Consider the following 22,452-nt stretch of genomic DNA (forward strand, 5'->3'; position numbering starts at 1 on the left):
GCGGCAGTCCGCGAAAGGAGCACCGTGCGCGACGGTAACAGCACCACCCCCGACGGGCCTGCGGACACCTCGAACGCCGACTCCGGCTCCGGGGTCGTCGGCGAGCCCGGGGCCGTCCACGTCATCGTGGGGACCGACGCCACCCGCATCGTGCTCTCGGGCGAGGTCGACGCCGACCTCGGCGCGGAGCTGCAGGAGGCCACCGCGGAGGCCGAGCAGGTGGGCCTGCCCATCGAGGTCGACGCTCACCACGTCACCTTCATGGACTCCTCGGGCGTCGCGTTCCTCGCGCGCCTGTCCATCCGGTCGAAGCACCGGGTCCGGCTCCTGCGCGTGCCGCCGACCGTGCGGTTCCTGCTCGAGGTCACCCGGATCGGCGAGCTGCTCGACGTCGTCGAGGGTGACGAGTCGCAGTTCCAGCCGGTCGACAGCAGCAACTGACACACGAAAGGGCCCCCGCGAGGGGGCCCTTTCGTGTGTGTCAGATCAGGCGCCGAGCGTCTGCCCAGCGGAGCGCAGCTGCTGCGCGGCCTCGACGAGGCGCTTGGCCATGCCGGCCTCGGCCAGCTTGCCCCAGGCGCGCGGGTCGTAGGCCTTCTTGTTGCCCACCTCGCCGTCGACCTTGAGCACGCCGTCGTAGTTGCGGAAGAAGTGGTCCGCCACCGGACGGCTGAACGCGTACTGCGTGTCCGTGTCGATGTTCATCTTGATGACGCCGTTGTCGACGGCCTCGGAGATCTCGGCCTCGGTGGAGCCCGACCCGCCGTGGAAGACGAGGTCGAAGGGGTTCTCCTTGCCGAGGACCTCGCCGACGGCCTTCTGGATGTCCGCGAGGATCGACGGGCGCAGCTTGACCGCACCCGGCTTGTAGACGCCGTGCACGTTGCCGAACGTCAGGGCCGTCAGGTAGCGGCCCTTCTCGCCCGAGCCGAGCGCCTTGACCGTGGCCAGGCCGTCCTCGACGGTCGTGTACAGCTTGTCGTTGATCTCGGCCGTGTGGCCGTCCTCCTCGCCACCGACCACGCCGACCTCGATCTCGAGGATCGTGCGGGCCGCGACGGACAGCTCGAGGAGCTCCTCAGCGATGATCAGGTTCTCGTCGAGCGGCACCGAGGAGCCGTCCCACATGTGCGACTGGAACGTGGGGAGCTTGCCGGCCTTGACCTGCTCGATCTCGAGCGCCAGCAGCGGGCGCACCCAGGAGTCGAGGTTCTGCTTGGCGCAGTGGTCCGTGTGCAGCGCGACGGTGATCGGGTAGCCCTTGGCCACCTCGGCCGCGTACGCCGCGAGGGCGAGCGAGCCGGCGACGCGGTCCTTGACGGTCGAGCCGGCCGCGTACTCCGCGCCACCGACCGAGACCTGGATGATGCCGTCGGACTCCGCCTCGGCGAAGCCCTGCAGGGCGGCGGTGACGCTCTGGGACGACGTGACGTTCACGGCCGGGTAGGCGAACTTGCCCGCGCGTGCCCGGTCGATCATCTCGGCGTACACCTCGGGGGTGGCGATGGCCATCTGCTGCATCTCCTGCGTGTCGTGGGAGGGGTATCGGTTCGATTCTGGCACGCCTGAGGGTCGGTGGGTCCGGGACGTTCTACCCCCGGACAGGACCCACCTGAGCTCAGGACGCGTGCTGCGTGATCCACGTGTGCATGGCGATCGCGGCGGCGGCACCCGCGTTGATCGAGCGCGTCGAGCCGAACTGCGCGATGTGCAGCACGTCCACGGCGGCCTCGCGGGCGGCGTCGGACAGCCCGACCGACTCCTGCCCGAACAGCAGCACGCAGGCGCGCGGCAGCGGGTAGCCCTCGAGCGCCACGGAGCCGGGCAGGTTGTCGACGCCGAGCACCGGGAGGCCCTCCTCGGACGCCCAGGCGAGCAGGTCGTCGACGCCTCCGTGGTGCCGGACGTGCTGGTAGCGGTCGGTGACCATGGCGCCGCGGCGGTTCCAGCGGCGGTTGCCGACGATGTGCACCTCGGCGGCCAGGAACGCGTTGGCGGTGCGGACGACCGAGCCGATGTTCAGGTCGTGCGCCCAGTTCTCGATGGCCACGTGGAACGGGTGCCGGCGGGTGTCCAGGTCCGCGACGATCGCCTCGAGCGTCCAGTACCGGTACGCGTCGACGACGTTGCGGCGGTCCCCCTCGGCCAGCAGCACCGGGTCGTAGCGCTCGTCGGAGGGCCACTCGCCGACCCAGGGCCCGACCCCGACCTGCTCGCGCTCCTCGTCCACGGGCGCCACGGTAGCCGCGTCAGGCGAGCGTGACCTCCAGCTCCACGACCGCCCAGGACAGCGGCGGCAGGCGCAGGCTCACGGTCCCGTCATCGGCACGCACCCCGTCCAGCGGCACGAGGCCGACCCGGTCCTGCGCGCCCTGGGAGTTCGTGGTGTGCCGGTCGCCGCCCCCCGGCACGGTCAGCACCTCGGCGCGCGTGACCGTGCCCGCGGTCCAGCCGCGCAGGTCGACCGTCACCTCGGCGTCCTCGTCGAGACCACGGTGCGCCAGGAAGAGCGCCACGCGCCCGTGCTCCTCGTCCCACGTGGCCGAGACGTCGACCAGGTCCACGGCGTCGAACGTCGCCGTCTCGTAGCGGTCGGACGTCACCGCGGTGCGCAGGATGACCCCGCGGGCGAGCGCCGCCATGCGGGCGAACGGCCAGAAGATCGACTGCCGCCACGCCGGGCCGCCCTCCTCCGAGCGGATGGGGGCGATGACGTTGACCAGCTGCGCCTGGTTGGCGATCTTCACGCGGTCGCCGTGCCGCAGCAAGGAGTTGAGGAACGTGCCGACGACGACCGCGTCGGTGACCGAGTACTCGTCCTCGATGATCCGCGGGTGCTCGCGCCAGCCTCCGGCCTTCTCGATCACGTGCGGCTGGTCCTCGGTGTCCTTGCCGGTGGCGTACCAGACGTTCCACTCGTCGAAGGAGAGGTCCACGTGCTTCTTGTGCTTCCCGCGAGCGCGGACGGCGTCCGCCGTGGCCACGACCGACTCGATGAAGTAGTCCATGTCCACCGCGCTGGCCAGGAAGCTGGCGTGGTCGCCGTCGTGCTCCTGGTAGTAGGCGTGCAGCGAGACGTAGTCCACCTCGTCGTAGGCGTGCCCGAGCACGGTCTGCTCCCACGCGCCGAACGTCGGCATGCCCGAGTTCGACGAGCCGCAGGCGACCAGCTCGATCGTCGGGTCCACCAGCCGCATCGCCTTGGCGGCCTCCTGCGCCAGCCGGCCGTACTCGTCGGCCGTCTTGGCGCCCATCTGCCACGGCCCGTCCATCTCGTTGCCCAGGCACCAGAGCTTGATGTCGAACGGGTCCACGTGACCGTTCGTGCGGCGCCGGTCGGACAGCTCGGTGCCGCCGGGGTGGTTGGCGTACTCGACCAGCGCGCGCGCCTCCTGCACGCCACGGGTGCCCAGGTTCACGGCCTCCATGACCTCGACGCCGGCGATGCGGGACCAGTCGACGAACTCGTGCAGCCCGAACGCGTTGGTCTCGACCGTGTGCCAGGCGCCGTCCAGCCGCCGCGGACGCTCCGGGCCCACGCCGTCCTCCCACGCGTACCCGGAGACGAAGTTGCCGCCGGGGTACCGGATGACGGTCGCGCCGAGCTCCTTGACCAGGTCCAGGACGTCCCGGCGGAACCCGTGCTCGTCGGCCGCGGGGTGCCCGGGCTCGTAGATGCCGGTGTAGACGCACCGGCCCATGTGCTCGACGAAGGACCCGAAGATCCTCCGGGGAACCGGTCCGACGACGAAGTCGCGGTCGAGCGTGACGCGCGCGCGGGACATCACTGCCCGCCGAAGCCGGTGGTGGCGAACCCCTTGATGATCTGGCGCTGGAAGAACAGGAACACCACGACCAGCGGCAGGGCGGCGAGCACCGCCGAGGCCATCACCTGCGCGTACTGGAGGCCGTAGGCGCTCTTCACGGTCTGGAGACCGACGGGCAGCGTCATCAGCGACGAGTCGCTCGTGGCGATGAACGGCCACAGGAAGTTGTTCCACGCGAAGGTGAACACGAAGATCGAGACGGCCGCGAGGATCGGCCGCGACAGGGGCAGCACGATCGACCAGAACACCCGCAGGCGTCCGGCGCCGTCGATCCGCGCGGCGTCCTCGAGCTCGACGGGGATCTGGTCGAAGAACTTCTTCAGGATGAACACCATGGCCGGGTGGACCACCTGCGGCAGGATCACGGCCCAGTAGGTGTCGACGAGGTTGAGCGTGAGCATCTCGTAGAACAGCGGGACGATGAGCACCTGCGGCGGGATGATGATCGACGCGATGATCCCCCAGAACAGCCAGCGGCGGCCGGTGAAGTCGAGCCGGGAGAACGCGTAGGCGGCCAGGGACGACACCACGAGGGTGATCAGCGTGATGGCGACGGCGGTGATCAGGCTGTTCATCGTCCAGCGGGGGATGTTCCCCTCGCGCAGCACGCTGGCGTACGCGTCGGTGGTGAAGCCGTCGGGCGGCAGCCACGACACGGGGGTCGCCGCGGCGGACGTCTCGGACTTGAACGACGTGACGACCGCCCACAGGAACGGCAGCAGCCAGAACACTGCGAGGACGACCAGGGCGACGATCGCCCCGATACGGCCGGGGCTCGCGAAGCGCTCGCCGGTGCGTAGACCGGCCTTGTCGGCGAACCGACCGCGGGGGTACCGCACCGCGGCGGCGGGCTCGGCGGTGGTGCTCTGCACGGCGGTGCTCATCATGCGCTCCTACGCGTCGTCAGCCGCATCTGGCCGACCGAGATGATGACGATGATGGCGAAGAAGATGTAGGCGATCGCCGAGGCGTACCCGAACCGGTACCCCGTGAAGCCGGTCTCGAACACGTACTGGACGACCGGGCGGGTCACGCCACCCGGTCCGCCCTGCGTCATGATGTAGATCTGGTCGAAGACCTTCAGCGACGCCAGGACCTGCAGGATCAGGATGAGCACGGTGGTCGGCCCGAGCTGCGGGATGGTGATCGACCGCAGCTGGCGCCACCGCCCGGCGCCGTCCAGCGCGGACGCCTCGTACTGCTGCTCGGGGATGTTCTGCAGCGCCGTCAGGTAGAGCAGGAAGTTGAACCCGACGGTCCACCAGAGCGTCATGACCACCACCGCGAGCATCGCCCACTTCGGGTCCTGCAGCCAGGCGATCTGCTCGACGCCCACCGCCCCGAGCAGGTAGTTCACGAGCCCCAGCTGCGGGTTGTACATCCAGATCCAGAACTGCGCGGCGACGGTGGACGCCAGCAGGAACGGCATGAAGAACGAGAGCCGCCACAGCCACTGCCCCGGCAGCCCCTGGTGCACCAGCAGCGCCAGGATCAGCGCCACGATCACGAGCGGGACCGTGGAGAGCACCGTGAACCACAGGGTGTTCAGCAACGAGCGCCACATGATCGGGTCCGCGAGGGCCTCGGCGTAGTTGTCGAACCCGATGAGCTCGCCGCCGGCGCCCGTGATGCTCTCGCCGGTGAAGCTCAGGTAGAAGCCGTGGACGAGCGGCCAGATGAGGAACATCACGAAGACGACCACGAACGGGGCGACGAACGCCCAGCCGATGCGGTTGTCGCGGGCACGGCGTTCGCGCTCGCCGCGCCGTACCTCGTCGGGTGACGTGGTGCGAGGCGGGGCGCCGGTGACGTCGACGGCTGCAGAGGACACGTTCCGACTCCTTCGGGTCACACCGGGTTCGGCTTGGCCAGCTGGACGTTCACGCGGCGGACGAAGGCGGCGAAGCCGTCGGCCGGGTCGGAGCCGTCCAGGTAGACGCCCTGAACGGTCTCGAGGAAGTAGTTCTGGAAGTCGCTGCCCGAGCCCGTGAACCACGCCTCCGGGTCGTAGTTGAGGATCTCCGCGGCCCCCGCGTAGTGCGCCTGCGGCTGGAGCGCCTGGTACTCCGCGCTCTGGACGACGGGCTGGAACCCCGGGATGTGACCGGCCTCGGCCCACCCGAGCGAGTTCTGGAGCAGGTCGGCGACGAACCGGTAGCTGGCGCGGCGCTGCTCCGGGTCGGGGCTCGACTGGTGCGGGAGCGTGAACGCGTGCGAGTCCGCGTAGGCGGCCGGCGTGCCGAACAGCGTCGGGATCGGCTGGGCGTCGAACGCCAGGCCGGAGTTCTTGGCCGTCGGCAGCTCCCACACGCCGGTGAAGAACATCCCGCTCTCGCCGGACATGAACTCCGAGACCGCCGTGCCGTAGTCGCCGTTCGGCGTGCAGATGGTGCCGTCGAGCAGCTGCTGGATGAACTCGAGCGACTCCACGGCGGCGTCCTCGTCCACGGAGGCCGTCTTGCCGGACAGGTCGAAGTCGGCGTCGTGCTGCTTGTACAGCGTGTAGAACAGCCGCCACATCTGAGCGCCGTCGCCCAGGTACCCGTACGAGAGCCCGTGCTTGCCGGTGACGGCCTGCATCGCCCGGGCGACCTCGAGGAACTGGTCCGGGCTGTCGATCGGCGCCAGCTGACCGTCGGCGCCGAGCACGCCCGCCTGATCGGCGACGTCGAGGTTGTACATCATGATGAACGGGTGCGAGTCCAGGGCGATGGAGAACTGAGTGCCGTCGAGCCCGCCCTTGGCCCAGACGCGTTCCAGGAAGTCGGACTCGTGCACCCCGAACTCCGCCAGCAGGTCCAGGTCCCACGGGTCCAGCAGGCCGCCGGGGGCGTACCCGGCCACGCGTGACGCGTGCATGATCGCCACGTCCGGCGACCGCCCGCCGACGCTCGCCATGGCCAGCTTGGTGTAGTACGGCGCGCCCCAGGCCAGCACGGTCTGGGTGGCCTCGTACCCGTGGTCGAGCGCATTCACCTTGTCGACGAGGCCGGCCATGTTGATGCCGTCTCCGCCGCTGAGCAGGTGCCAGTAGGCGAGCTGGCTGAGACCGCTCGCGGAGGCCGTCGGTGCGCAGCCGGCGAGCGACGAGGCCGCAGCCACGCCCCCGGCGGCGGCCAACGAGCCGATGAGCATCTGTCGTCGGGTGATCCCCGAGCCCGGCGGGAAGGCTGCGCGCGTGCGCGCGAAGCGGTGCGATCCCATGCCCTCACTCCTTCGTGAGACACGTCCGACGTCATCGTCGGTGCGCGGGTCCGGCTCGTCACCGTGCCCGATTCGCATCGTGACACCGGGTGAAGTGGGCGGCAACAGGTGGCGCCCGGCGCACACGGTCCGCACATCGCGCCCACCGGCCGGCCACGGACGGCCCCGTACGCTGGGCGCATGCTGATGACGACCGCCCTCTCGGCCGCCGGACCCGTCGTGGCCCTCGGTCCCGACTTCCTCGACCCGCAGCATCTGATCGACTCGTTCGGGACGTGGGCGCTCATCGGCATCCTGGCGATCATCTTCATCGAGGTGGGCCTGCTCTTCCCGATCCTGCCCGGCGACTCGCTCCTGTTCACCGCCGGCGCCCTCGTGGCGCAGGACGACCTGACCGTGAACATCAGCATCTGGGCGCTGGTCCTGCTGCTGATCGTCACCGCGTACGCGGGCACCCAGACCGGCTACCTCATCGGCCGCACGCTGGGCCCGAAGGTGTTCAGCAAGCCCGACTCGCGGTTCTTCAAGCAGCGGTACATCGACCAGACGTACGCGTACTTCGACAAGTACGGCGGCCGGACGCTGATCGTGGCGCAGTTCATCCCGTTCGTGCGCACGTACGCCTCCGTCGCGGCCGGCGTCGGCAAGATGCCGTACCGGCACTTCGCGTTCTTCAACGCCATCGGCGTGATCCTGTGGGCCGGCGGGGTCACCATGCTCGGCTACCTGCTGGGGAACATCACGTTCATCAAGGACAACATCGAGGCGCTGCTGGTCCTCGTGGTGTTCATGTCGGTGGCGCCCGTGATCGTCGAGGTCTGGCGCAAGAACCGCAAGGAGAAGAAGCTGCGCGCGCAGGGTCTGCCGGTCGACGAGGCGGGCCGCGACCCCCGCTACGACGAGCAGGCCGAGCGCGAGGCCGTCGAGCGCAAGGCGTTCGACGCGTGACGCACCACGGCCCGCGGGAGATCCGCTCGTGGCTGTCGGACATGGACGGCGTGCTGGTGCACGAGGGCACCGCGCTGCCCGGCGCCGCGGAGTTCATCACGGCGCTGCGCGACGGCGAGCGCCCGTTCCTCATCCTCACCAACAACTCGATCTTCACCACGCGTGACCTGCGCGCGCGGCTGGCGGCCTCCGGCATCGACGTCCCCGAGGAGGCCATCTGGACCTCGGCGCTGGCCACCGCGCAGTTCCTCACCGACCAGATGCCGGGCGGCTCGGCGTACGTGATCGGCGAGGCGGGTCTGACCACCGCGCTGTACGAGGCCGGCTACACGCTGACGGCCGCGAAGCCGGACTTCGTGGTGCTCGGCGAGACCAGGACGTACTCGTTCGAGGCGATCACCCAGGCGATCCGGCTGATCCAGGGCGGCGCGCGGTTCATCGCCACCAACCCCGACGTGACCGGCCCGTCCGCGGACGGCGACCTGCCGGCCACGGGCGCGGTCGCCGCCATGATCAGCGCGGCGACCGGGCGGCAGCCGTACTTCGTCGGCAAGCCCAACCCGATGATGATCCGCTCGGCGCTCAACCGGATCGACGCGCACTCGGAGACCACCGTGATGGTGGGCGACCGGATGGACACCGACGTCGTCGCCGGCATCGAGGCCGGGCTGCGGACCTTCCTGGTCCTGTCCGGGTCCACGAAGCTGGCCGACGTGGAGGCGTTCCCGTTCCGGCCGACCGAGATCCTCGACTCGGTGCAGGACCTGATCGAGCGGGTCTGACTAGAAGCTGACCTCGGGAGCGGCCCGCACGCTGGGCTCGTCGACCTCGAAGTACTCGGCCCGCACGAAGTGGAACGCGCCCGCGATGACGTTGGACGGGAACGACTCCACCTTGGTGTTCAGCTCGCGCACGTTCGCGTTGTAGAACCGGCGGCCGGCGGCGATGCGGTCCTCGGTGTTGGTCAGCTCGAGCTGGAGCTGCTGGAAGTTCTCGCTGGCGCGCAGCACCGGGTAGGCCTCCGCCACCGCGAACAGGCGTCCGAGCGCCTGCGTCAGCTGATTCTCCTGGGCCGCCTGCTCGGCCGGGCTCGACCCGGGGTTCGAGGCGGCCGCGCGGGCACGGGCGACCTCGTCGAACACGCCGCGCTCATGGGCCGCGTAGCCCTTGACCGACTCGACCAGGTTCGGGATCAGGTCGTGCCGGCGGTGCAGCTCGACATCGATCTGGCGCCACGCCTCCTGCACCAGGTTCCGCAGCCGGACGAAGCCGTTGTACGTGGTGACCGCCCAGATCAGGGCGATCACGACGATCACGGCGAGGACGATCAGGACGATGACACCGGTGCTCACAGCAGGGGCCTCTCGGAGGTCGGGCGGGTCAGGCGATCGTAGCGTCGGCTAGGGGGTCGCAGCTGGAGCCGGGTCGTAGCCGTGGTCGAGCCAGACGTGCCGCGGGACGGAACGCACCACCGCGGAGAGCAGGCCCAGGCGCGACGCCAGCCGGTCCAGGTCGGTGCTCCCGTTCTCCCACGACAGGATCCAGGTGCCGTCGATCCGCCAGGCGTTGCCCAGCGCGTCCGACCGCAGCAGCCTCTCCATGAGCCGGGGGTGCAGGATCGCGTGCCCCACCCGCTCGTCGGAGGCCGCCACCCGGTACGCCTGGTTGAACGCCTCGGACTCGAACTGCAGGTCCCGGGCGCCCATCATCTTGACCAGCTTGGCGCCCAGGCCCTCGGGGGTGACCTCGACGGTCGGCAGGTAGGTCGGCAGGGCGACGGCGACCACGTGCGCGCGGTGGGTGCTCCGGTTCTTGCCGCTACCGGTGGTCCACGAGTAGGTGAAGGACAGCGCCGGCCGCGACTCGAAGGTGCCGCGCAGCACCTCCGTGGCGGTGCGGCTGCTGCCGACACCGAACGGCTGGTCCCGGGACAGGCCGACGAGCGACCGGTCGGACTCCTGGTAGGTCCACCCGCTGACGGCCGCCCACTGCCGGAACCGTTCGTGCCGCTTGCGCTGCGCCCACAGGCCGAGGATGACCACGGCGACGACCGCGACCCCGATCAGCAGGACGCCTCCGACCTCCACGTGCTCAGACCAGACCGAGGTCGGACAGGCTGAACAGGTAGTGGTACGGCACGCCCAGCGCCTCGATCTTGGCCTGCGCCCCGGTCGCGCGGTCGACGACCACGGCGACGCCCAGCACCTCGGCACCGGCCTCGCGAGCGGCCTCGACCGCCGCGATCGGCGAACCTCCCGTGGTCGACGTGTCCTCCAGGACGACGACCTTGCGGCCCGCGATGTCCGGTCCCTCGATGCGGCGCTGCATCCCGTGCGCCTTGGCCTCCTTGCGGACGACGAACGCGTCGAGGTCCTGACCACGCGACGCGGCGGCGTGCAGCAGCGAGGTCGCGACGGGGTCCGCGCCGAGGGTCAGCCCGCCGACGGCGTCGATCTCCGCCGTGCCGAGGCCGACCTCCTCCAGCCGGTCCAGCAGCAGGTGCCCGATCAGCGGGGCGGCACGGTGGTGCAGCGTGACGCGGCGCAGGTCCACGTAGTAGTCGGCCTCACGACCGGACGACAGCGTGACCTTCCCGTGCACGACCGCCAGGGTCTTGATGAGCTCGAGCAGCTGCTCGCGGGGCGTCGGGGAGAAAGTCACGGCGGTCAGGCTACTCGGACAGGGGTGCCGACGAAGGAGGGCAGAGCGCCCCGGACGGCGGTGGCCACGGCCTCCGCCACCCGATCGGCTCAGTCGGTGGCGTCTGTGACCAGCTCGACTTCCTGGCCCTGGTACGCCCGGCGGTACCGGCCGAACGCGCGGACGGCCGAGCGGGGGGCGATGCGCGCGGCCGCCGACAGGGCCCGGTAGCGCAGGCTCGGGGTCGACAGGACGGCACCGCGGCGGACGTCGGCGAGGCCGGTGGCCACCACGTCCTCCGCGTTCAGCCACGCGACCTCCGGGTAGGCGGTCATGTCGATCTCGCCGCGCGCGTGGAACTCGGTGTGCACGAAGCCGGGGTTCAGCGAGGTGGCCGTGACCCCGGTGCCGCGCAGCTCGACCGCCAGGCTCTCCGTGAACACCCGCACCCAGGCCTTGTGCGCGGAGTACGTGCCGGAGGTGAGCAGGGCGGCGACGGACGCGACGTTGAGGATGGCCCCGCGGCCTCGCTCGACCATGGCGCCCGCGGCGGCGTGCGACAGGACCATGACGGCGGTGACCATCAGCGCGAGCGCGGTCTCCTCGCGGGCCAGGTCCCCGGTGACGAACCGCTGGTTCAGGCCGAGCCCGGCGTTGTTCACCAGCAGCCCGATCGGCCGCTCGGTGGCGCGCAGCCGGTCGGCCACCCGCTCGACGTCGGCGCGGACGGACAGGTCGGCGACGAGGACCTCGGCGCGGATGCCCGCGGCGGCCTCGAGCTGGGCGGCGAGGCGCCTCAGGCGCTCCTCGTTGCGCGCGACCAGGACGACGTCGTGCTTGGCCGTGGCCAGCTGCCAGGCGAACTCCAGGCCCAGCCCTGCCGACGCCCCGGTGATGAGTGCGGTTGCCATGGGCCCACCCTACGGAGGCGGTCGGTCCTCGCGCGTTCCGAAGGTCCTGCGCCGTCCTGTGGACGAGGCGCCGGGGAGGGTCAGGGGCGGCACGTAGGGTGTGCGCGTGACTGACGGGTGGGGTGGCGACGTGCCGGACTGGCCTCTGGACGAGGAGCCGCCGTTCGACCCGTCCTACGACGCCGCGCCCCCGGAGCACGAGCCCGCCCGGGGGGGCCGGTCAGCCCCACCGCCGCGCCCGGACATCCCCCGCGAGGTCGCGCAGGTGCTCGAGCCGGAGGCCGCGCTGGCCGCGGCGGCCGAGGTGCTGCGCAGCGTCTGGGGCTACGACACGTTCCGCGGCGAGCAGGCCGAGATCATCGACACCGTGGTGCGGGGCGGTGACGCGCTCGTGCTCATGCCCACCGGCGGAGGCAAGTCCCTCTGCTACCAGGTGCCGGCCCTCGTGCGCGAGGGCACCGGGGTCGTCGTCTCGCCGCTGATCGCCCTCATGCAGGACCAGGTCGACGCCCTGTCCGCGCTCGGCGTGCGCGCCGGGTTCCTCAACTCGACGCAGCAGTCGCACGAGCGCCGGAAGGTCGAGGACGCGTACCTCGCGGGCGAGCTGGACCTGCTGTACCTGGCGCCCGAGCGCCTGCGGGTCCGGGAGACGATCGAGCTGCTGGACCGCGGCACCGTCGCCCTGTTCGCCATCGACGAGGCGCACTGCGTGTCCCAGTGGGGGCACGACTTCCGGCCGGACTACCTCCAGCTGTCGATGCTGCACGAGCGCTGGCCCGAGGTCCCGCGGATCGCCCTGACCGCGACGGCCACCGACCAGACGCACGCGGAGATCGCGCAGCGGCTCCAGCTCGGGGACGCCAAGCACTTCGTCGCCAGCTTCGACCGGCCCAACATCCAGTACCGGATCGCGCCCAAGGACAAGCCGCGCGACCAGCTGCTCAACCTCCTGCGCACCGAGCACGAGGGCGACGCCGGCATCGTCTACTGCCTGTCCCGGAACTCCGTCGAGCAGACCGCTCAGTTCCTGGTGGACCACGGCGTGACCGCTCTGCCGTACCACGCGGGCCTCGACCGGCAGGTGCGGGCCCGGAACCAGTCGAGGTTCCTGCGCGAGGACGGGGTCGTGATGGTCGCGACGATCGCGTTCGGCATGGGGATCGACAAGCCCGACGTGCGGTTCGTCGCCCACCTGGACCTGCCGAAGTCGGTCGAGGGCTACTACCAGGAGACCGGCCGCGCGGGTCGCGACGGACTGCCCTCCACGGCCTGGCTCGCGTACGGGCTCGCCGACGTGGTCCAGCAGCGGCGCATGATCGACACGTCCGAGGGCGACGCGGCCCACAAGCGGCGGCTCACCGCGCACCTGGACGCGATGCTCGCCCTCTGCGAGACCATCTCGTGCCGCCGCGTGCAGCTGCTCAACTACTTCGGCCAGCCGTCGCAGGCCTGCGGCAACTGCGACACCTGCCTCACCCCGCCCGAGTCGTGGGACGGGACCGTCGCGGCGCAGAAGCTGCTGTCGACCGTTGTCCGGCTGGAGCAGCGTGGGCAGCGGTACGGCGCGGGGCACCTGGTCGACATCCTGCTCGGCAAGGAGACGCCACGGGTCACGCAGCTGGGGCACCAGTCGCTCTCGACGTTCGGCGTGGGCAAGGACCTGTCCGACGCGGAGTGGCGCGGGGTCGTGCGGCAGCTGCTGGCCCTGGAGCTGCTGGGTGTCGACACCGACGGCTACGGCACGCTGCGGCTCGCGCCGGACAGCGCCGACGTGCTGCGCGGGGCGCGCGAGGTGCGACTGCGGCGCGAGACGGAGAAGGTCGTCCGGACGCGGGGCACGCGCGGCGCCCGGGCCACGGCCGCTGCGGACCTGTCGGACGACGCGCTGGAGCTGTTCGAGGTGCTGCGGGCGTGGCGCGCCGGGGTCGCCAAGGAGCAGGGCGTGCCCGCGTACGTGGTGTTCCACGACGCCACGCTGCGCGAGATCGTGACGCAGCGGCCGACGTCGCTCGACGCGCTGGGCGGGATCAGCGGGGTCGGTGCGACCAAGCTGGAGCGGCACGGCCCGGGAGTGCTGGCGGCGCTGGCGGGCGTGGGCGAGCCGGCCTGACCCTCAGGCCCCGAAGCGGCGGCGCTGGAGCTCGCGGACCTGGTCGACCAGCTCCGGGACCGGGCCCTCGACGGGGATGCCCGGCGCGACGACCGTGATCGGCAGCACCGCGACCGGGCCGGCGGGGATGCCCCACTCCGCCCGCCAGTCCGCACCCTGCTGAGCGGACGTGACGTAGACGATCCGGCCCAGGCCGACCCAGGCGTGCGCCGCCGCGCACATCGGGCAGTGCTCGCCGGAGGTGTAGACCGTGGCTGACGCTCGCTCGTCCGGGGTCAGGTGGCTCGCGGACCAGCGGGCGATCTCGAGCTCGGGGTGCCGCGTCTCGTCGCCGTCCTTGGCGCGGTTGCGGTCCTCGAACCGGACCTGCCCGGCGCTATCGACCAGGACGGACCCGTAGGGCTCGTCGCCGTCGTCGAGGGCTTCGCGAGCGAGCTCGACGGTGCGCCTCAGGTGGGTCAGGTCCACGTCGGTGAGCGTCATCGGGCCACCGTCGCGGCCAGGACGCGGGCGCGCAACCCCTGTCGGTGCGCGACCAGCGCGGCCCGCAGGTCCACCGACGACCGCGCCTCGTCGTGGGCCATGCTGCCCCTCCCGGGTCACGGCCTCGTGAGAATCGAAAGTATCGACCGCGTCGTCGACATATGCCGGTGTCGGCCGCATGGCGCTCCGCGGCGGCCCGGCGATCCACGGGAGAATCGTGGCAACCGTCTCTCGTCCTGGATCCGCATAGGGCCGGGTGACTTCCACGGCGCTTTCTGGGCGGTCCCCACGGTCGGTGCTACGTTCGGCCGATAGTTGCGACGAGCAGACCGGACCACCCTCATGACCACCACCAGCGAGAACGGCGCCTCCGCCGGTCCCGACGACGGCGGCGCCACCCCCGAGCTCCCCGGGACCACCGCGACCATCGCCCTCATCGCGGCCGAGGCGGGGGTCTCCATCCCCACCGTCTCCAAGGTGCTCAACGGCCGGACCGACGTCGCCGCCGTCACGCGTGCCCGCGTCGAGCAGGTCATCGACCGTCACCAGTACCGCCGCCGCCGGGGCCGCTCGCAGACGGGCCCGGGCCTCCTGGACCTGGTCTTCCACGAGCTCGACGCCGGCTGGGCCGTGCAGATCATCAAGGGCGTCGAGTCCGTCGCCGGCCCCGAGCGGATGGGCGTCGTGCTCTCCGAGCTGGGCGGCGCGCACAGGCCGCGGCAGGAGTGGCTCGACGACGTGCTCGCCCGCCGGCCGCGCGGCGTCATCCTCGTCCTGTCCGACCTGGACCCCGCTCAGCGGCGGCAGCTGGAGACCCGGTCGATCCCGTTCGTCGTCGTCGACACCGCCGGCGAGCAGCCGCCGGGCGTCCCGACCGTCGGGTCGGCCAACTGGGCGGGTGGCCTCGCGGCGACCCGGCACCTGCTCGGGCTCGGTCACCGTCGGGTGGCGGTCATCTCCGGCCCCGTCGACGTCCTGTGCAGCCGCGCCCGGATCGACGGGTACCGCACCGCGCTCGACGAGGCAGGCGTCGCCGTCGACCCCTCGCTGATCCGGTACGGCGACTTCTTCGTCGGCGGCGGCTACACGCACGGTCTCGACCTGCTGGACCGGCCCAACCGCCCGACCGCGATCTTCGCCGGCTCCGACTTCCAGGCGCTCGGCGTCATGCGTGCGGCGCGCGAGCTGGGCCTGCGGGTGCCCGAGGACCTGTCGATCGTCGGCTACGACGACCTGCCGCTCACGGAGTGGATCGGCCCGCCGCTGACCACCATCCACCAGCCGCTCCAGGAGATGGCCGCGACGGCCACCCGGATGGTGCTGGCCATGGCCCGCGGCGAGGCGCCGACCAACCCGCGCATCGACCTGGCCACGGAGCTGGTGATCCGCGAGAGCACCGCGCCGCCGGCCACCGTGTGATGGCGGCAGCGGTCAGCGGCCGGTGCCGTCGACCGCGTGCGGCTCGATGGCGGCGATCTCCTCCGCGGTCAGGGCGGGTGCGCTGAGCGCCGCCACGTTGTCCTCCAGCTGGGCGACCGAGCTGGCACCGACGAGGGCCGAGGTGATCCGGTCGTCGCGGAGCACCCAGCTCAGGGCCAGCTGCGCGAGCGACTGACCGCGGCCTGCGGCGATCTCGTTCAGCGCCCGCGCACGGGACAGGTAGGTCTCGGAGATCGCGGCCGGCTTGAGGAAGTGACCGACGGCCGCACGGGAGTCCTTCGGGACCTCGCCCGACAGGTAGCGGCCGGTGAGCAGCCCCTGCGCCAGCGGGGAGAACACGATGGTGCCGATGCCGAGGTCGCCGACGACGTCGATCAGGGTCTCGCTCTGCCCCTCGGCGACGTTCTCGATGTGCCGGTTGAACATCGAGTAGCTGGGCTGGTGGATCAGCAGCGGGGTGCCCAGGTCGGCCAGCACCTGCTGCGCGACCCGGGTCTGTGCCGGGGAGTAGTTGGAGATGCCGGCGTACAGGGCCTTGCCGCTGGTCACCGCGGTGTGCAGGGCGCCCATCGTCTCCTCGATCGGCACCGAGGGGTCGGGGCGGTGCGAGTAGAAGATGTCGACGTAGTCCACGCCGATGCGCGTCAGGGACTGGTCCAGCGAGGACAGCAGGTACTTGCGCGAGCCGCCGTCGCCGTACGGGCCGGGCCACATGTCGTAGCCGGCCTTGGAGGAGATGACCAGCTCGTCGCGGTACGGGCGCAGGTCGGAGGCCAGGATCCGGCCGAAGTTCTCCTCCGCCGATCCGTACGGCGGGCCGTAGTTGTTCGCCAGGTCGATGTGCGTGATGCCCAGGTCGAACGCCCGGCGCAGGACCGCGCGCTGGGTGTCCAGCGGGGTGGTGTCGCCGAAGTTGTGCCACAGGCCCAGCGACAGCGCGGGCAGGTCCAGACCGCTGCGGCCGGTCCGGCGGTAGGTCATGGAGTCGTAGCGGGCGTCATCGGCAGCGAAAGGCATGAGAGAACGCTATCCGTAGGATCGGCCCGTGCTGCACGTCGCGTTCTTCGAGCCCCGCATCCCCGGCAACACCGGCAGCGCCATCCGGCTGGCGGCCGGCACGGGTTCCACGCTGCACCTGGTGGAGCCGCTGGGCTTCGACCTGTCCGAGGCCAAGCTGCGCCGGGCGGGCCTGGACTACCACGACCTCGCGCACGTCGTGGTGCACGCGGACCTCGAGGCCCTGCTGGCCGCGGTGCCGGGGCGGGTGTTCGCCTTCACCACCCATGCGAAGCAGCACCACACCGACCTCGCGTACCGCGCCGACGACGTCCTGCTGTTCGGCCCGGAGCCGACCGGCCTCCCGGAGCCGGTTCTCGAGCACCCGCGGATCACCGCCCAGGTGCGGATCCCGATGCTCCCCGGCCGACGGTCCATGAACCTCTCGAACGCCGCAGCTGTCGCCACGTACGAGGCGTGGCGACAGCTGGGCTTCGAGGGCGGGGTCTAGCTCAGCCGAGGCGCCACTTCTGCGCGCCCGTGCCGTTGCAGTCCCAGATCTGGACCTGCGTGCCGGCGGCCGTCGACGAGTTCGGGATGTCGAGGCAGCGGTTCGACGCCGGGTTGAGGTAGGCGCCGCTGGCCTGCGGGATCCACACCTGCGCGCCCGTGCCGTTGCAGTCCCAGAGCTGGACCTTGGTGCCGTTGGCCGTGCCGGCGGCGGCGACGTCGAGGCACTTGCCCTGGACGCGCAGCGTGGTGCCGGCCTGCACGAAGGTCCACTTCTGGGCGACCGTGCCGTTGCAGCCCCAGATCTGGATCTTGTTGCCGTTGGCGGTGCTCTGGGCGTTGTTGTCCAGGCACAGGCCGTTCGCGTTGGTGAGCGCGGAGCCGGTGCCGGTGGGCGGCGGGGGCGTCGTCCCACCGCCGGTGAACGGCTGGATGATCAGGCCGGCAGCCGACGGGGACCCGTCGTTGACCAGCGACTCGAAGTTGCCGACGTCGTCGAACGCGAACGCGTAGGCCTTCCCGTCGGCCATGTTGGCGTGCACGATCCGCGCGTACTGGTTGGTGGGGTTGCTCGTGTAGAACGCGGACGCGTCCGTGCTGGGCTGGGTGTCGACCGTGCCGAGCGTGCCGCGGTTGAGGGCGGCGCACAGGGTGCGGGCGATGGGGCCGACGACGAGGTCGTTCGGCGCGTGCAGGGCGCCGTCGCACCCCCACACGTCCGCGCTGCTGGGCCGGGCGAAGGAGGCCACCTGCTGGCCGGAGCCGTTGGTGAACGTCATGGTGGTGCCCGAGGTGCGGCCGAAGTACTTGAGGTTCGGCTGGTCGCCGAACGGCACGACCGTCAGCGTCTTGCCGGCGTACGCGCCCCACGCCGAGGCGATGTACGGGTCGAGGTAGGTGGTGCTCAGCAGGCCGGCGCCGGCCGCCTTGCCGGGGGCGAGCACCCGCAGGACCGTGCCGTCCGAGCGCTTCACGACGGAGCCGGCCCAGCCGGACTGGGCGGCGATCTGGTTGATCGTGTTCTCGCGCCCGTTGGCCACCAGGTCGCCGGACCGCTTGGTGCCCGACGCGCCCGTGACCGTCACGGTGTGCGGGACCGCGAACATGTCCACCTGCGAGCTGTTCAGCCACAGGCCGGCGTCGTTGTAGGTGAACTCGCTCCAGTCGAACAAGATGTTGTGGTTGGCATCGCTGCTGGCCCAGGGCGCCGGCTGCACGAGCCCGTCGGGGGTGAGGAAGAACTTCAGCTTCTCGCCGAGGGAGAAGTAGACGCGGCCGGAGATGCCGCGCGGCACCTGGATGGTGGTGCTGCCGCCGTTGCCGGGTCCGGCGATCGCGACGTCGGGGGCCGGCGACGGCGGGTTGGCGCCCGCGGGCCACGCGGTGAACGTGCCGCCCGCGTTCACGTACCCGAGGCGGCCGGTGGTCAGGTTGGTGCCCAGCACGTAGACGTAGACCGCCTCGCCGCGGCCGCTCGAGTTGGTGATCGTCAGCGGCAGCCGGTCGGGGCCCACCGCCTGCGCTCCTGATGCGGCTCCGACGACGGCCGTCGTCACCGCGACCGCGAGCGCGCTGAGCGCCCCGATCAACCTCGTGCTGGTCCTCATCGACCCGCTCCTCACAGTCGTCCGCGGCGGTGCGAGGACAGCCCCGACACCCAGTGTTGACACGTGTCAACCGCGTCGCAGGACCCTATGACTCTTCGGACATGCTTCGCAAGGGGTGCTTCACCCGGCAGGGTCAGAGATCGACGATCTCGACGTCACCCGTGAGGATCGCGCGCAGCTCGTCGGCCAGTCCCCCGCCGACGGCGGAGGTGTCCTTGACCGCACGCAGACCGCGCTGGGCGGACGCGAAGACGTGCTCGGCGTCGGCGGACCCCGCCGCCGAGCAGGCCACGGCCGAGTGGAACGAGGGCCACGCCCGCGGGTCGATCCCCGACTGCGGCTGCGCCAGGAGCGCGACGACGTCCCGGCGCAGCCCGTCGACGAGGGCAGAGGCGTGCTCGTCGGAGGCCGCGGCGGGCAAGGTGGCGACGACCGCGAACTCGTCACCGGCCGTCCGCGCCGCCCGACACCCGGCAGGCAGCCCTCCGGTGAGCCGCGCGCCGATCCCGGCGAGGACGACGTCGCCGACACCCTGGCCGTACTCGGTGTTGAGCCGGGAGAACCCCTCGATGTCGAGCAGGACCACGACCACCCGGGCAGCCGTGCCGGCGATCTCGGCACACCGGCGCGCCAGCTCGTGCAGCGCCATCGACCGGTGCGGCAGCCCGGTCAGCGGATCGTGCAACGACCGCACCGCCAGGAGCGTGGACAGCGACCGGACCAGGTCGGCGGTGCTGACCACCCGCCACGACTCGTCGGCCACGAGGACGTCGTCGTACCGGCGCTCGTCGAACCGCTGCATCGCGCGCACGGCGACCTCCGACACCGGCGCGCTCGGCGCGACCACCATCGGGCCCCAGTCGGTCAGCTCGTGCGTGCCGCGGCGGGCGAGCACGGCCCGACCGAAGCCGAGCCGACCGGTCATCGCCGCGGTGAAGCGCGTGCGCGTCACCAGACCGATCCGGCTGTCGTCGTCCGGGTCCCGCACGGCGACGGTGGTCACGTGCGGGGAACGGAAGATCAGCTCGAGCTGGGCCACGGGCAGGCCGGCGTCGACCACGTCCACGGGGTGGGCCAGGTCGGCGACCGTGGTGCCGGCGGTCGCCCGGTAGCCGCCGACGGCGTCGCCGAGGCGCTGGGTCAGGAGCGTGAGATCAGCGTGCACCCGGAGAGTATCCGCGCAGGTCAGCCGCGTTCCGACGGGAATCGGCCGGAGTTCACCGACCGTTCGCCCGGTGTTCTCCGTGGTCGGTGCGGCAGGATCGACGGGTGTTCACCACGCGCCCCGAGCTCACCGGATCCTTCGGCATGGTCGCCTCGACGCACTGGTTGGCGTCGTCCGTCGGGATGCGGATGCTCGAGGCCGGCGGGAACGCGTTCGACGCCGCCGTCGCCGCCGGGTTCACGCTCTCGGTGGTCGAGCCCCACCTGAACGGTCCGGGCGGTGACGCACCGATCCTCGGCTACCGGGCGAACGACGGGCACACGTTCGTCGTCTGCGGGCAGGGCACCGCGCCCGCCGCCGCGACCATCGAGGCGTACCGGGACCTCGGCCTCGACCTGGTGCCCGGCACGGGCCACCTGGCCGCCGTGGTGCCGGGAGCGTTCGGGGCGTGGCTCGACCTCCTCGCACGCTACGGCACCCTCCCCCTGGCGGAGGTGCTCGCGCCGGCCATCGGCTACGCCCGCGACGGCTACCCGCTGGTCCGGGCTGCGTCCCGCACGATCGCGACGGTCGCCGAGATGTTCACCGAGCACTGGCCCACCTCCGCGGCGGTCTACCTGCCGCACGGCCAGGTCCCGGCCGCGGGCGCCCGGTTCACCAACCCCGCGCTGGCGGACACGTTCGAGCGACTGCTCGCGGGCGGGGGCAGTACCCGGGAGGCGCAGATCGAGTCGGCGCGGCGGGCGTTCTACGAGGGCTTCGTCGCCGAGGCCGTCGACGCCTACCAGTCGGGCGTCGCGGTGCAGGACTCGTCGGGCCGACGTCACACCGGGCTCCTGCGCGCCGCCGACCTGGCGTCCTGGCGCGCCACCGAGGAGGCCACGGTGTCGCTCCGGTTCGCCGGCCGGACCGTCCACAAGACCCGCGCGTGGGGGCAGGGACCCGTGCTCCTCCAGCAGCTGGCGATGCTCGAGGCCCTGGACGTGGGCTCGCTGGTGCGGTCCCACGACACGGTCGAGCTGGTGCACACGGTCGTCGAGGTGGCCAAGCTCGCGTTCGCCGACCGGGAGGCCTGGTACGGCGACGCCCCCGACGTCCCGCTCGAGACCCTCCTCTCCGCCGAGTACGCGGCGGCGAGGGCGGCGCTTGTCGGCCGGGACGCCGCCGAGGGGCTGCTGCCCGGGTCGCCCGACGGTCGCGTGCCCCGCGTCGCCGCGAGCCTGTGGGGCTCCCGCGCGGGATCCGCCCCCGGGATCGGCGAACCCACGGTCTCCCCCGTCGGGCTCAGCCCCGGCGACACCTGCCACGTGGACGTCGTCGACCGCTGGGGCAACCGGGTCTCCGCGACCCCGTCGGGCGGCTGGCTCCAGTCGAGCCCCGCGGTGCCCGGCCTCGGGTTCGCGCTGCCGACGCGCGCGCAGATGTTCTGGCTGGAGCCGGGGCTGCCCGACAGCCTGGCGCCGGGCAAGAGGCCGCGGACCACTCTCAGTCCCGGTCTGCTGCTCGACGACGATGGGACCGGGGTCGCGTTCGGCACGCCCGGCGGCGACCAGCAGGACCAGTGGACCGTGCCGTTCCTGCTCCGGCACCTGCTCGGCGGCGCCGACCTCCAGGCCGCGATCGACGCCCCCATGTGGCACTCGTCGCACGTGCCCGGCTCGTTCTACCCGCGCACCCACACGCCCATGGGGCTGGTCGCCGAGTCCCGGCTCGGGGCGGACGTGCTCGACGCGCTCGCCGAGCGCGGGCACGCCGTGGAGACCGTCGGACCGTGGGAGCTCGGGCGGCTGAGCGCGGCGGGCGTCCGGGCGGACGGGCTGCTGGTGGCGGCGGCCAACCCGCGGGGCATGCAGGGCTACGCGGTGGGGCGGTGACGTCCTTCGCCCGGCAGGCGGGGTTCCGGGTGGCGTTCGCGTGGGGTCCCGACGAGGCCGCCGTGGTGATCGGGCCCGAGCCGACCCTCGCGGTCGTGGTCGACGTCCTCTCGTTCTCGACGACAGTCACCGTCGCGGCCGAGTCGGGGGTCACCGTCTACCCGACAGCGCGCCGGGACGCCGAGGCGTTCGCGGCGTCGGTGGGCGCGACGCTGGCGCCGGTCCGCACGCTCGATGCCCCGAGCCTGTCGGTCGCGTCGATGCGCGGCGCGGTCTCCGGTCGGATCGTCGTCGCGTCGCCCAATGGCGCGACGACCTCCCTCCGGCTCGCGGGCCACGGCACGCGGGTGGTCGTCGGCTGCCTGCGCAACGCCTCCGCGGTCGGACGGGTCGCGTCCTCGTTCCTCGCGGGTCGCGACGACAGCCGGGTGGTGGTGGTCGCGTGCGGTGAGCGCTGGCCGGACGGCGGGCTGCGGCCAGGTGTCGAGGACCTCTGGGGGGCCGGCGCGATCCTGCGCGCGGTCGACTCCGGCGACCTGTCCCCCGAGGCAGGGACCGCTCGGACGGCAGTCCCCGCCGGGGCGATCAGCGCGGCCCTCCTCGACTGTGCGAGCGGGCGGGAGCTCGTGGGCGCCGGCTTCGCGACCGACGTGCGGATCGCAGCCGAGGTCGACGCGTGCGCGCTGGCGCCGGAGCTGGTCGACGGGGCCTTCGTCGCAAGTCCTCCGATGAATTGA

At 71.9% G+C, this 22,452-nt stretch carries 22 protein-coding genes; 8 read left to right on the plus strand and 14 right to left on the minus strand.

All coding sequences use genetic code 11. From position 1 onward, the window contains the following. Nucleotides 1–24: 24 nt before the first annotated feature. A complete protein-coding gene (locus ACO06A_RS05545) occupies nucleotides 25–441 on the plus strand; it encodes an STAS domain-containing protein (protein ID WP_421735044.1) in 417 nt (138 codons plus the stop codon). Between the two features lie 45 nt (nucleotides 442–486). Here the strand turns inward: ACO06A_RS05545 and fbaA are convergent, their stop codons facing one another. The 6 genes from fbaA to ACO06A_RS05575 all read right to left on the minus strand — a co-directional run bounded on the left by fbaA (nucleotide 487) and on the right by ACO06A_RS05575 (nucleotide 7,031). Continuing rightward, nucleotides 487–1,521: a class II fructose-bisphosphate aldolase gene (gene fbaA, locus ACO06A_RS05550; RefSeq protein WP_421735045.1), complete on the minus strand. Its 1,035-nt coding sequence runs from the start codon at nucleotides 1,519–1,521 to the stop codon at nucleotides 487–489. Between the two features lie 97 nt (nucleotides 1,522–1,618). After that, complete coding sequence (locus tag ACO06A_RS05555; protein ID WP_421735046.1) at nucleotides 1,619–2,239, minus strand: TrmH family RNA methyltransferase; 621 nt, start codon at nucleotides 2,237–2,239, stop codon at nucleotides 1,619–1,621. 10 nt (nucleotides 2,240–2,249) lie between these two features. Continuing rightward, nucleotides 2,250–3,785, minus strand: a complete 1,536-nt coding sequence (locus tag ACO06A_RS05560) for an alpha-N-arabinofuranosidase (protein ID WP_421735047.1) — start codon at nucleotides 3,783–3,785, stop codon at nucleotides 2,250–2,252. Beyond that, entirely contained in the window at nucleotides 3,785–4,711 is a 927-nt protein-coding gene (locus ACO06A_RS05565; RefSeq protein WP_421735048.1) for a carbohydrate ABC transporter permease, read from the minus strand. The genes ACO06A_RS05560 and ACO06A_RS05565 overlap by 1 nt, the downstream gene beginning before the upstream one ends. Then, nucleotides 4,711–5,658, minus strand: coding sequence for a carbohydrate ABC transporter permease (locus ACO06A_RS05570; protein ID WP_421735049.1), 948 nt, complete (start codon nucleotides 5,656–5,658; stop codon nucleotides 4,711–4,713). Before ACO06A_RS05570 ends, ACO06A_RS05565 begins: the two co-directional genes overlap by 1 nt. A 17-nt stretch (nucleotides 5,659–5,675) precedes the next feature. Next, nucleotides 5,676–7,031 carry an extracellular solute-binding protein gene (locus ACO06A_RS05575; protein WP_421735050.1) on the minus strand — a complete coding sequence of 452 codons (1,356 nt, stop codon included), beginning with the start codon at nucleotides 7,029–7,031 and terminating at the stop codon, nucleotides 5,676–5,678. Nucleotides 7,032–7,211: 180 nt separating this feature from the next. Here ACO06A_RS05575 and ACO06A_RS05580 point away from each other — a divergent pair, with 180 nt between their 5' ends. Both ACO06A_RS05580 and ACO06A_RS05585 read left to right on the plus strand, forming a co-directional pair. Then, entirely contained in the window at nucleotides 7,212–7,979 is a 768-nt protein-coding gene (locus tag ACO06A_RS05580; protein ID WP_421735051.1) for a VTT domain-containing protein, read from the plus strand. Between the two features lie 41 nt (nucleotides 7,980–8,020). Continuing rightward, complete coding sequence (locus ACO06A_RS05585) at nucleotides 8,021–8,761, plus strand: HAD-IIA family hydrolase (RefSeq protein ID WP_421736017.1); 741 nt, start codon at nucleotides 8,021–8,023, stop codon at nucleotides 8,759–8,761. On the opposite strand, the gene ACO06A_RS05590 is transcribed toward ACO06A_RS05585, so the two are convergent. From ACO06A_RS05590 to ACO06A_RS05605, 4 genes are all read right to left on the minus strand, one after another. Next, the gene (locus ACO06A_RS05590; RefSeq protein WP_175345622.1) at nucleotides 8,762–9,331 is read right to left on the minus strand and encodes a LemA family protein; all 570 of its coding nucleotides are present in this window, start codon (nucleotides 9,329–9,331) and stop codon (nucleotides 8,762–8,764) included. 48 nt (nucleotides 9,332–9,379) lie between these two features. Next, entirely contained in the window at nucleotides 9,380–10,066 is a 687-nt protein-coding gene (locus tag ACO06A_RS05595) for a hypothetical protein (protein ID WP_421735052.1), read from the minus strand. A 4-nt stretch (nucleotides 10,067–10,070) separates the two neighbouring features. Continuing rightward, nucleotides 10,071–10,649, minus strand: a complete 579-nt coding sequence (pyrE, locus tag ACO06A_RS05600; RefSeq protein WP_421736018.1) for an orotate phosphoribosyltransferase — start codon at nucleotides 10,647–10,649, stop codon at nucleotides 10,071–10,073. 80 nt (nucleotides 10,650–10,729) lie between these two features. Beyond that, nucleotides 10,730–11,530 carry an SDR family NAD(P)-dependent oxidoreductase gene (locus ACO06A_RS05605; protein ID WP_421735053.1) on the minus strand — a complete coding sequence of 267 codons (801 nt, stop codon included), beginning with the start codon at nucleotides 11,528–11,530 and terminating at the stop codon, nucleotides 10,730–10,732. 100 nt (nucleotides 11,531–11,630) lie between these two features. Between ACO06A_RS05605 and recQ the strand changes: the two genes are divergently transcribed. Continuing rightward, complete coding sequence (gene recQ / locus ACO06A_RS05610; RefSeq protein ID WP_421735054.1) at nucleotides 11,631–13,640, plus strand: DNA helicase RecQ; 2,010 nt, start codon at nucleotides 11,631–11,633, stop codon at nucleotides 13,638–13,640. Nucleotides 13,641–13,643: 3 nt separating this feature from the next. Here the strand turns inward: recQ and ACO06A_RS05615 are convergent, their stop codons facing one another. Beyond that, a complete protein-coding gene (locus ACO06A_RS05615; RefSeq protein WP_421735055.1) occupies nucleotides 13,644–14,123 on the minus strand; it encodes a nucleoside deaminase in 480 nt (159 codons plus the stop codon). A 342-nt stretch (nucleotides 14,124–14,465) separates the two neighbouring features. On the opposite strand from ACO06A_RS05615, the gene ACO06A_RS05620 reads away from it, so the two are divergent. Continuing rightward, a complete protein-coding gene (locus ACO06A_RS05620; RefSeq protein WP_421735056.1) occupies nucleotides 14,466–15,542 on the plus strand; it encodes a LacI family DNA-binding transcriptional regulator in 1,077 nt (358 codons plus the stop codon). A gap of 12 nt (nucleotides 15,543–15,554) precedes the next feature. Here ACO06A_RS05620 and mgrA read toward each other — a convergent pair whose 3' ends face one another. Next, a complete protein-coding gene (gene mgrA / locus ACO06A_RS05625) occupies nucleotides 15,555–16,580 on the minus strand; it encodes an L-glyceraldehyde 3-phosphate reductase (protein ID WP_421735057.1) in 1,026 nt (341 codons plus the stop codon). Between the two features lie 28 nt (nucleotides 16,581–16,608). Here mgrA and ACO06A_RS05630 point away from each other — a divergent pair, with 28 nt between their 5' ends. Next, entirely contained in the window at nucleotides 16,609–17,070 is a 462-nt protein-coding gene (locus tag ACO06A_RS05630; RefSeq protein WP_421735058.1) for a tRNA (cytidine(34)-2'-O)-methyltransferase, read from the plus strand. A 1-nt stretch (nucleotide 17,071) separates the two neighbouring features. On the opposite strand, the gene ACO06A_RS05635 is transcribed toward ACO06A_RS05630, so the two are convergent. Beyond that, a complete protein-coding gene (locus tag ACO06A_RS05635) occupies nucleotides 17,072–18,676 on the minus strand; it encodes a beta-1,3-glucanase family protein (RefSeq protein ID WP_421735059.1) in 1,605 nt (534 codons plus the stop codon). A gap of 133 nt (nucleotides 18,677–18,809) precedes the next feature. Continuing rightward, a complete protein-coding gene (locus ACO06A_RS05640) occupies nucleotides 18,810–19,841 on the minus strand; it encodes a diguanylate cyclase domain-containing protein (RefSeq protein ID WP_421735060.1) in 1,032 nt (343 codons plus the stop codon). 143 nt (nucleotides 19,842–19,984) lie between these two features. Between ACO06A_RS05640 and ACO06A_RS05645 the strand changes: the two genes are divergently transcribed. Both ACO06A_RS05645 and ACO06A_RS05650 read left to right on the plus strand, forming a co-directional pair. Then, entirely contained in the window at nucleotides 19,985–21,715 is a 1,731-nt protein-coding gene (locus ACO06A_RS05645) for a gamma-glutamyltransferase family protein (RefSeq protein ID WP_421736019.1), read from the plus strand. After that, nucleotides 21,712–22,452 (plus strand): 2-phosphosulfolactate phosphatase, encoded by a 741-nt coding sequence (locus tag ACO06A_RS05650; RefSeq protein WP_421735061.1) that lies wholly within the window; start codon nucleotides 21,712–21,714, stop codon nucleotides 22,450–22,452. Before ACO06A_RS05645 ends, ACO06A_RS05650 begins: the two co-directional genes overlap by 4 nt.

The sequence above is a fragment of the Cellulomonas sp. genome (assembly GCF_965229465.1).
Classification (GTDB): Bacteria; Actinomycetota; Actinomycetes; order Actinomycetales; family Cellulomonadaceae; genus Cellulomonas.

What these genes read in the sequence shown, in the direction of transcription:
- mgrA (WP_421735057.1), bottom strand. Translation starts at nt 16,580, where the DNA reads ATGCCTTTCGCTGCCGATGACGCCCGCTACGACTCCATGACCTACCGC.
- ACO06A_RS05605 (WP_421735053.1), bottom strand. Translation starts at nt 11,530, where the DNA reads ATGGCAACCGCACTCATCACCGGGGCGTCGGCAGGGCTGGGCCTGGAG.
- ACO06A_RS05585 (WP_421736017.1), top strand. Translation starts at nt 8,021, where the DNA reads ATGGACGGCGTGCTGGTGCACGAGGGCACCGCGCTGCCCGGCGCCGCG.
- ACO06A_RS05635 (WP_421735059.1), bottom strand. Translation starts at nt 18,676, where the DNA reads ATGAGGACCAGCACGAGGTTGATCGGGGCGCTCAGCGCGCTCGCGGTC.
- ACO06A_RS05645 (WP_421736019.1), top strand. Translation starts at nt 19,985, where the DNA reads ATGGTCGCCTCGACGCACTGGTTGGCGTCGTCCGTCGGGATGCGGATG.
- ACO06A_RS05580 (WP_421735051.1), top strand. Translation starts at nt 7,212, where the DNA reads ATGCTGATGACGACCGCCCTCTCGGCCGCCGGACCCGTCGTGGCCCTC.
- ACO06A_RS05620 (WP_421735056.1), top strand. Translation starts at nt 14,466, where the DNA reads ATGACCACCACCAGCGAGAACGGCGCCTCCGCCGGTCCCGACGACGGC.
- ACO06A_RS05565 (WP_421735048.1), bottom strand. Translation starts at nt 4,711, where the DNA reads ATGAGCACCGCCGTGCAGAGCACCACCGCCGAGCCCGCCGCCGCGGTG.
- ACO06A_RS05560 (WP_421735047.1), bottom strand. Translation starts at nt 3,785, where the DNA reads ATGTCCCGCGCGCGCGTCACGCTCGACCGCGACTTCGTCGTCGGACCG.
- ACO06A_RS05615 (WP_421735055.1), bottom strand. Translation starts at nt 14,123, where the DNA reads ATGACGCTCACCGACGTGGACCTGACCCACCTGAGGCGCACCGTCGAG.
- fbaA (WP_421735045.1), bottom strand. Translation starts at nt 1,521, where the DNA reads ATGCAGCAGATGGCCATCGCCACCCCCGAGGTGTACGCCGAGATGATC.
- ACO06A_RS05575 (WP_421735050.1), bottom strand. Translation starts at nt 7,031, where the DNA reads ATGGGATCGCACCGCTTCGCGCGCACGCGCGCAGCCTTCCCGCCGGGC.